This is a genomic window from Allobosea sp. P4_C6, from assembly GCF_056402015.1.
In genome coordinates this window covers 1-9,144 of the sequence record NZ_JBFUIF010000083.1, presented here as the reverse complement: position 1 = coordinate 9,144, position 9,144 = coordinate 1, and the positions used below count along the sequence as shown (strand labels likewise).

The window sequence follows — 9,144 nt, the reverse complement described above, 5'->3', positions numbered from 1 at the left end:
GGCGAAGGACAGGGAAGCCCAATCCATCCACTTGTCTGCACTCGCCCAAGCCGCAGCATCAGCTGGAGCGAAGAGCGCGCGTCCGTATTGTCTGGCCAGATAGCGAACGATGGCGTTTGATTCCCACAATACCAAATCGCCATCCTTTAGGCAGGGGACAAGGCCGTTGGGGTTCATCACCAAGTAGTCTGGATCGCGCACCACGCCAAATGTGCCACCGGCATTGATGTGTTCGTAAGTCAGACCAAGCTCCTCAGCGCACCAAAGCACCTTGCGAACGTTGGTCGAGTTTATGCGGCCCCAAATCTTCACGTATTTGTTCCTCTTCCGGCCTGTCGCAAAATCCCGATAAAAGCGACGATTGACCGATTTCAGCATCACCGTAGAACCGCACTTTTTGCGACAAGTCGAGAGGTCGCAACGTCGATCTTACTCTCAGACCTTAAGCCGATCGTCTCGGCACAATGGCGGCTGCAATAAGCGCCAACCCGTTGAACACTTGTTTTTCCATTTGTCCTCCCATGGGACGACGACCTATTGCGACAGCTCCGGGCGTGTGACCGGGACCACCACCCATCCGTGACGCTGATCGGCCGATTGCTGCCGGCTTGGCGACGTCTGCGCGCTGCTTGACAGTGATGCTCGAGGCGATACTCTCGGCTCAAAGATCGGGGTCCGGCTGCGAACAATTCGAGTGTTCGCACCAGACGCGGGCGGCGCTCAGGCGCCGCCTTTTTTGGTTCGGAAAGCCGGTTCGGCCTGTCGCCCGATGTCCAAAGCAACCGTTGGGGAGTGCGGTGAAGCATTTTGGACTCGATGGCAGCGCGCAGCTCCCGGCTGACACAGAACGCCAGCCGCTGATCGCTGGGACCTGGCGCCACCTCGCGCTGAAGCTCAGGCTGACCTCGCTGGTGCTCGGCTGCTCGACCAACAAGGAACTCTGCGCGCGCTTTGTCGCGAGCAATCCGACGACGCTGTTCGTGCCCCAGAACGCCTATAAATGGCTCAGCGGCAAGGCCATGCCGCGCGCCTCTAGCGTCTATGAGGATTGGGCGCGGGTACTCGGCGGCATGCTGACGGCGCCATTCCTCGCCTCGTCCTCCTTCGAGGAGTTTCAGGACGCGATTTGCAGCCGCTTCACCGTGTCCGACAGCGCGCTCTCGGCGCTGAGAGTTGAGGCCGGGCTGCGGCCGGAGCCGGCGCGGGGCGGCGTCACATCGTCGTTGCCCCAGGCGGGCGGGCGACAACCCGGCGAGCCTTGGCTCGGGGGTGCGTACCTCGCGATCTCGCCGGCCTGGTCCCGTGCCGAGGTTGGCCGTCTGATCGTCGGGATGGTCACAATCAACCCTGACGCGATGCAACGCCTGCAGATCAGCTACAGTGAAAATCTGTTCAACCGTCAGGTCGTCATGAATGGGCAGTTGCTGAGCGATGGCCGCACCGCGCAGAGCACCCTCACCTGCTCCTACACGCATCGGCTGTTCTTTCTGGCGCTGAATGTGCCCACCCCGCCAGCGAATCTCATCGGCGGCATTCTCAGCGGCGCTGCGGTGCATGATCCCGACGCTCGGGCGACCGCCTGCCGTATCCTGCTCCTCCGGGCGCATGGCGGCCGGGCCCAGGCGCTGGTTGCGCGCACGGGCTATCTCGACGCGGACGGGGCGCTGGTCGAGCGTGAACTGGCTGCGCTCGGCTATCACGCCGAGGCCACCCGGCTGGGGCTTGGCACCGGCATCGTTGACTTCCTGGGCGCGGCTTCGTCCTCCAGCCTTTGCGAAGCCGGGCCGAAAGATCTCGCGCCGCTTCAGCTGATGCTCGATCGGCTCGCCCGCGCCTAAGCTCAGCGGCCGAGTCGGCGCAGGGGGTTTCCGGCCAGGACCGCCGCCTCGATGTCCTCGAGCCGAACTCCGCGCGTCTCCGGCGTGAACGCCAGGCAGAAGCCGAGCGAGAGCATGCAGACGAGGAGAAACAAGCCAATCGCGCCAGAGAGGCCAATAGCGGCCACCAGAGACAGGAAGGTGAAGGCGATCAGGGCGTTGAAGAGCCAGCTCGTCGCCGAGGCCATGGCGATGCCGGATTCGCGGATCGCGGTCGGGAACAGCTCCGACATCAGCACATAGGGCAGCGGGCCGAGGCTCAGGGCGAAGGCCGCGATGAAGACCGCGAGGCCTGCGAGCCCGAACCAGGGCCAACCGAGCTCGGAAGCGACGATGACAGCGGCGAGTCCGATCGCCATCGCGGCCGAGCCGAAGATCAGGAGCGGCCTGCGGCCCAAGCGATCGACCATGGCGATCGCTGCGATCGTGGCTAGCACATTGACCAGGCCGAGGCCGAAAGTGGCGGCCAGGGCGGCGGTTCCGGCCGAGAAGCCGAGCTCCTGGAAGATGCGGGGGGCGTAGTAGAGGATGCCATCGATGCCACTGAGATTCTGTAGCACGAAGAGCGCGCTGCACATCAGGAGCACAGGGCCGGTGCTACCGCGCCGAAGCAGCGCGCCATTGCTGGTGCCGGCGTGGGACAGGGGCTGCCGGGCCTCTTGCCACTCAGTGGCGAGGCCGAGGGCTCGCGCCGCTGCCAGCACCGATGCGTGGTCGCCCCGTGCCGCCAGCCAGCGCGGGCTTTCGGGCAGTAGCAGGATCGCCAGCAGGGAAAGGCCAACGGGAAGGATGCCCGCGCCGAGCAGGATCGGCCACGGCACGCTTGCGGCGAAGGCGAGTGTCACCCCATAGGCGCATAGAATGCCAAGCGTGATCGCGAGCTGGAACATCGAGACCACCGCGCCGCGACGGCGCGCCGGTGTCGTCTCCGCCGCGTACATCGGCACCACCATCGAGAGCAGGCCGATGCACAGTCCCGCAAGGCTGCGCCCAGCGAGCAGCCCACCGAGCCCGAACCCGGCCAGGATCAGCACATAGCCGAGCCCGCCAAGCGCGGCCGCCAGCATGATCGTGCGCCGTCTGCCCCAACGAGCCGAAACCAAACCGGCCAGGGCGGCGCCAACGAAACAGCCGAGCACCAGGGTTCCGACGACAAGTTGTTCGCCGATAGCTGAAAGCTGGAATTCTAGCTTTATAAGACCTAAAACGCCTGAAATTGACGCTATGCCAAAACCGAACGTGAATCCGCTACTTATAATAAGAGTTAAAATCAAAACAGCCGGACCAGACAAGCCTGAAATCCAAATATTTCTAATCATTTCAATTCTTTTCTATAATAAAAAACGGGACTTCCCTTATCGTCATGCTATAGGCAACATTGTAGTCAGATCAACATCGTCTGATTTTGATTGTCGGGCTACCTGATGTCGACACGCTTTTGACAGGAGATTCGCATGACCGATCTGGCCGAAGCGGGATCGCGGATTGGTCAGGAGCGGGCCAATCGCCTTGCAATCGACGGCGGTGTCCCGGTTCGGCGCGAGCCACTGCCCTGGGAGCTGCCCGGGGTGCATTGGATCGGCGAGGAAGAGCGCGAACTGGTCGACCGTGTCGTGCGTGCGCGCAGCCCGTTCCGGTTTTACGGGCCCGACCCCCAGCACATGGTCGACACGCTGGAGCGTGAATGGTGCGAAGCCTTCGGGCATCGCCACGCGCTCGGGGTGTCGTCGGGGACGGCTGCCCTGAAGATAGCACTGTCGGCGCTCGGCGTGGGCCCGGGCGACGAGGTCTTCGTGCCGGGGTATCTTTGGGTGAGCTGCCTCTCGGCGGTGGTGCGAGTCGGCGCCATTCCCCGCTTGGTCGATATCGACGAGACCTTCTGCATCGATCCCGAAGACCTTCGGCGCAAGATCGGTCCCCATAGTCGCGCCGTGCTGTGCGTGCATATGAGCGGAGCGCCGGGCCGTATCGGCGAGATCGCGGAAATCTGCCGTGGCCATGGTCTGGGCCTGGTCGAGGATTGCGCCCAGGCGGCCGGCGCCCATGTCGGCGGGCGAGCGGTCGGGCGCTTTGGCGATATCGGCATCTTCAGCTTCCAGCTGAACAAGAACATGACCTCGGGCGATGGCGGCATGATTGTCGCCGAGGATGATGCGCTGTTCCGGCGTATCGCAGCACTCCACGACCTCGGCTACCCCCGCAACGAGAAGGGGCGCCTCGACGCTTCCGACGAGGCTTGCCAGCTCTGGGGCATGGGCGCGCGCATGTCGGAACTTGCCGGAGCGATGGCGCTGGCGCAGATGCGCAAGCTGCCGCGCATCACCGACGCGATGCGCGGGTCGAAATGGCGCATTCGCCAGCAACTGGCGAATCTGCGCGGCATCAGCTTCCGCCATATTCCCGACCCGGCAGGAGATACCGGACCGTTTCTGCTGATGCTGCTGCCCGATGCCGCCCTGGCGCGGCGCTTCGTCGATGCGTTGCGCRCCGAGGGCATCGCCGGACCTCCCGGCAGCCTTGCCTGCATCACCATGCAGGAATGGGGCATGCACTGGTATTTCAACATCCCAAGCCTGGTGCAGCGCCGGTCCAACAGCCGGGACGGTTTCCCCTGGACCCATCCCGCCAATGCCTTCGCCAATGCCTATGATTATGACGCCGGTGCGTTGCCACGATGCGACGATTTCCATGCGCGCGGCGCGCTGCTCGCCATTGGCTCGGCCCTGACCGAAGCCGATGAAAGCGACATCGTCACCGCCTTCCGCAAGGTGGCGAAAAGCCTGCTGCCCTGAAGCGCGCCAACCCACGTCAACCGAGTCTGAGACGATGATCTATTTCATAGCCGCCATTGCAGGCATTGCTGGGTTCCTCTTCGGCTTCGACGAGGGAGTCATCGCCGGCGCGCTGCACCTCCTGCGCGGGGAGTTTGCCATCAGCCCGTTCGACGAGGGGCTAATGACGGCCGCCGTTCCGCTCGGTGCGCTAGGCGGGGCGCTGCTGGCGGGGCGCACCACCGAAACCTATGGCCGCCGTGCCCTGCTGCTGGTGGCTGCCGCGCTATTTGCGGTAGGGGCGCTGTTTTCGGCTGCGGCTGGCGCTGTCTGGATGCTGACGGCGTCGCGCCTGTTGCTCGGCCTGGCGGTCGGCATCGCAGCGATGGTGGCGCCGCTCTATATTTCCGAGAGCGCACCTGCTGAGAAGCGCGGCATGCTCGTCTCGATCTATCAGCTAGCGATCACGCTCGGCATTCTCGGGGCCTATATCGTCGACTTCGCGTTCGCGGAGTCCTGGCGGTTAATGTTCCTGATGGGTGTCCTGCCTGCGCTGGCCCTGCTCATCGGCATGTATCGCATGGGTGACACGCCGCGCTGGCTCGCCCTGAAGGGCCGCGCCGAGGAGGCGCGCCTAGCGATCGCGCGGATTCGCGGGCTTTCGCCACGCGATCCGGCAGTCGACGCCGAACTCGCGAGCATTCAGCAGGCGGCGCTGCAGCGGACCCGGCCCGGCACCTGGGCTGATCTGCTCAGCCCCACGGTACGGCCGGCGCTGGTGGTCGGGATGGGACTGTTCTTCCTGCAGCAGCTCAGCGGGATCAACGCCGTAATCTATTATGCTCCGACAGTTTTCAAGGAGTCGGGCTTCAACTCGACCTCGACCCAAATTCTGGCGACGGTCGGGATCGGCATCGTTAATGTCGCGATGACCTTCGTCGGCATGTATCTGATCGACCGGATCGGACGGCGGCGCCTGCTCTTCATTGGCTTCGCAGGAACGGCCCTCAGCCTCGGCATGATCGCACTCGCCGCGGCCACCGAGTCGGAGCAGCTGGATATCCTCGCGACCGTCGGCCTGGTGCTCTACGTCGCCGCCTTTGCAGCCAGCATTGGGCCGCTGCCATGGGTGATGATGTCCGAGATCTTTCCGCTCAAGGTGCGCAGCCTCGGCATGAGCGTGGCATCTCTTGCCAATTGGGGCTTCAACTTCCTGGTCGTGTTCTCCTTCCCGATGCTGGTCAGCAGCTTCGGGCTCGGCGGGGTTTTCGCGGTCTATGCGCTGGTCTGCGCTGCCGGGCTCGTCTTCACCTATCTCCTGGTTCCGGAGACCAATGGTGTCTCGCTCGAGGAGATCGAGCGGCATTTGGAATCGGGACGGCCGTTCCGGACTCTCGATGCCGCCCCAGCGGGGCTCGTCACGGCATGACCGACGCGGCGCCCTTTCTCGAAATGAGGCAGCCCGAGCGCGCCGGTGTTGCTGGCGAGGCCGCGTCCGGGGATGGAGAGCGGCTGGTGGCTGCCCTGATCGAGCTCAGTCCGTATCGGGCGGTCCTGCTTCCGCTCCTGGCCGACATCACGCGGATCGCGCGGGCAAACCGGCAGATCGGCGCGGCGCTTGCGGCCGTCGAGTTGCGCGCCGATTTCGCCCGCACGGAGCGACTGCGCCGCGCAGATCTCGGCCCTGACCGGACTGCACTATTCGACTTCCTCGAATACATCCGCTTCGCCTCGCCGGATTTCTTACGCTCAGTCGGGGAATGGCCCGTGGGAGGCATGCGTGAGCGAGGCTGAATTCTGCGATGTCGTGGTCGTCGGCACCGGCGCCGGTGGTGGCATACTCGCCCACGGACTGGCCAAATCAGGCTTGCACACGATCTCGCTCGAGCATGGCGCGATGCTGCCGGAGGACCAATTCCGGACGACCCTTCCGCCTGGCGTGACCAGGGATTTCGGCATCGACCCGAGCACGACCTGGCCCAGCGATCCGCATGACAGCCTCTTCGTCCATCCCCTTTTCGCCGATGGCAGCGTTGGTTCGACGGCGCGGCCGAAGGACGGGTTCCGGCATTTCCAGGTTCTGGCCGTCAACGGGCTGCAGAATCTCTGGAACGGCGTCAGCGTCCGGTTTTCGGCGGACGACTTCAAATCCTGGCCGCTGTCCTATGCCGATCTGGCGCCGCATTACGGCGCCATCGAGCGCCTGATCGCGGTTTGTGGCACACAGGAGGGGCTTCCGGAGCTGCCGGACGGTGACTTCTTGCCGCCGAAGCCGCTGCGCCCGGCCGACCGGCTGGTGATCAACGCCGTCAAGTCGCTGAACGAGGCGCATTCCCACGCCATCCCGAACCGCAAGGCGATCAACACCCGGGCTGGGACCCCGACATCTTGCATTTCCACCGGGATTTGCACCTCGGGCTGCCCTGTCGGCGCTGTCTACAAATTCTCGACGCGTCTGCTGCCGCAGATTGCCAACCTGCCGAATTACGAGTTGCGAACCCAGGCGAAGGTGGTTCGCCTGCTACGCGACGGCAGCGGCCGCCGGATCGAGGGGGTCGAGTATATCGACCTCGCGACCGGTGACCTTCGGCGGCTGCGGGCCGGCGTCATCGTGCTGGCAGCCGGAGCGCTTGAGACGCCTCGTATCCTATTCAATTCGGCGGATGAGGCGGATCCCTCTGGTCTCGGCAACCGGCATGGGCGGGTTGGGGCCGGGCTGCAGGACAACCCTAAGGTCGTGCTATCCACCTCCCTGCTGAAGTTGTGGGGCAAGCGACGCGATTACGATCTCGGCTATGGCGACCTGCTGATCTTGCTGTCGCAGGCCAAGCTTCCGAATGGGGCGCCTTTCCCCTTCATCGGCCACGCCATCCACAGCGCGCCCGATGTGCCGCATTATCTGAGCGCGATGCGCGGCTTCCCGCCCTTCCTGAAGGAGCGGCTCGCGCGGATGATGTTCCACAGCTACGTCACGCTCGGACTGTTCTGCCAGGGCGAGGCGACGCCGGGCAACCGGGTGCGCCCGGGTCGGAGCGTCGATGCCTATGGCGTCCGGCAGGTCGAGGTCGATTTCACGATTCCCGACGCGAGCCATCTGATGATGGACGCGATGACCGTCTGGGGGCGACGTGTGCTTCGGCGGGCGTCCGCCACGATGATCTACGCCAGCCGCGACAACAGCGGCACCGGCATCCATTATGCCGGCACCACAGCCATTGCGCAGGATCCGCGGCGCGGCGTCGTCGATGCCGACCTGAAGAGCCATGACTTCGACAATCTCTATATTTGCGATGGCGGGGTCGTTCCCGAACTCCCCGACAAGCATTTGACGCTGACGATAATGGCGTTGGCGCACCGGCTGGCTGGCCACCTCGTCGCGATAGCGAAGCAGCAATCGGTCGCGGCCTGAGGCGCGAGGCCCATGGCGAACGGCAACAGGGAGCGGCGATGGGCGTTCTGAGCAGAATTACGCTTTGCGCGGCCATCAGCGCCGCGCTTGCGCTGCCTTTGCCGTCGGCGCTACGCGCTGCACCGTCAGTGTCCGCCGCTTCGGAGGTGACGCCGACAGGGCTGGTCGGCGAGGTGCTGTTCACGCCGCGACCCGTGCTCGCCTCCGACGCCCGCCAGCATCTAGTCTATGAGCTGCAGCTATCGAACGTGACGGCGGGCCGCGTCCTGCTGAAGCGGCTCAGCATCTTCGGTGGCGAGGACAAGGAGCCGCTCGCGATTCTTGATGGCGCGGAGATCGCGCGACGCTTCTCCCCGGCCGGCCGGCGCGGCAACGAGACGGTGGAGCTGAGCGCCTACCAGTACGGCATCGGCTTCCTGCATGTCGCACTGCCGGTCGGACGATCGGTTCCGCAGCACCTGCGGCACGAAGTCGATGCCTGGTTCGGCCAGCTCAACGCCGATGCCACGATCCAGCTTGGCAGCACTGAAGTCGCCGCATCTGCACCTCCCGTCTTGGGGCCACCGCTGCGCGGAGAGGGCTATATTGCCGGCGATGGCTGCTGCGATTCGATACGGCATGTTCGCGCGCTGCTGCCGCTCAACGGCGGCTTTCGCCTCGCGCAGCGCTTCGCCATCGATTGGGAGAAGCTCGGTGCCGATGGGCGGCTGTTCGCAGGCGACCGCAAACAGGTCAGCAACTATCACATTTATGGCGAGCCCATTCTGGCGGGGGGCGATGGAACCATCGTCGACATGCGCGGCGATCTTCCCGACCAGGTTCCCGGAGCGCTGCCCGACGGACTGCCAGTAAGCGAGGCCGACGGAAATTTTGCGGTGCTGGATATTGGCGGCGGCGCCTTCGCGCTCTACGCCCATATGAAACCGGGCAGTGTCCGGGTCAAAACCGGCGACAGGATTCGTCGTGGCGATGTGATCGGCGCGGTCGGCAATTCCGGCAATAGCTCGGAGCCGCATTTGCATCTGCATGTCATGGATGGGCCGTCCCCGCTCCTGTCCGATGGCCTGCCTTATGTCTGCCTTATGTC

At 64.5% G+C, this 9,144-nt stretch carries 8 protein-coding genes; 6 read left to right on the top strand and 2 right to left on the bottom strand.

What is annotated here, in order from left to right:
• Nucleotides 1–378: glutathione S-transferase N-terminal domain-containing protein (locus AC1DVA_RS25375; protein ID WP_476807713.1), on the bottom strand; the 378-nt coding region annotated here is incomplete at its 3' end.
• A 407-nt stretch (nucleotides 379–785) separates the two neighbouring features.
• Here AC1DVA_RS25375 and AC1DVA_RS25370 point away from each other — a divergent pair.
• A complete protein-coding gene (locus AC1DVA_RS25370; protein ID WP_476807712.1) occupies nucleotides 786–1,838 on the top strand; it encodes a hypothetical protein in 1,053 nt (350 codons plus the stop codon).
• 2 nt (nucleotides 1,839–1,840) lie between these two features.
• Here the strand turns inward: AC1DVA_RS25370 and AC1DVA_RS25365 are convergent, their stop codons facing one another.
• The gene (locus AC1DVA_RS25365) at nucleotides 1,841–3,196 is read right to left on the bottom strand and encodes a sugar porter family MFS transporter (protein WP_476807711.1); all 1,356 of its coding nucleotides are present in this window, start codon (nucleotides 3,194–3,196) and stop codon (nucleotides 1,841–1,843) included.
• Nucleotides 3,197–3,331: 135 nt separating this feature from the next.
• Here AC1DVA_RS25365 and AC1DVA_RS25360 point away from each other — a divergent pair, with 135 nt between their 5' ends.
• The 5 genes from AC1DVA_RS25360 to AC1DVA_RS25340 form a co-directional block, all read left to right on the top strand.
• Nucleotides 3,332–4,669: a DegT/DnrJ/EryC1/StrS family aminotransferase gene (locus tag AC1DVA_RS25360; RefSeq protein ID WP_476807710.1), complete on the top strand. Its 1,338-nt coding sequence runs from the start codon at nucleotides 3,332–3,334 to the stop codon at nucleotides 4,667–4,669.
• Nucleotides 4,614–6,077, top strand: coding sequence for a sugar porter family MFS transporter (locus AC1DVA_RS25355; protein WP_476807709.1), 1,464 nt, complete (start codon nucleotides 4,614–4,616; stop codon nucleotides 6,075–6,077). The genes AC1DVA_RS25360 and AC1DVA_RS25355 overlap by 56 nt, the downstream gene beginning before the upstream one ends.
• Nucleotides 6,074–6,442, top strand: coding sequence for a hypothetical protein (locus tag AC1DVA_RS25350; protein ID WP_476807708.1), 369 nt, complete (start codon nucleotides 6,074–6,076; stop codon nucleotides 6,440–6,442). Before AC1DVA_RS25355 ends, AC1DVA_RS25350 begins: the two co-directional genes overlap by 4 nt.
• A complete protein-coding gene (locus AC1DVA_RS25345) occupies nucleotides 6,429–8,057 on the top strand; it encodes a GMC oxidoreductase (protein ID WP_476807707.1) in 1,629 nt (542 codons plus the stop codon). Before AC1DVA_RS25350 ends, AC1DVA_RS25345 begins: the two co-directional genes overlap by 14 nt.
• Nucleotides 8,058–8,185: 128 nt before the next feature.
• Nucleotides 8,186–9,144: M23 family metallopeptidase (locus AC1DVA_RS25340; RefSeq protein WP_476807706.1), on the top strand; the 959-nt coding region annotated here is incomplete at its 3' end.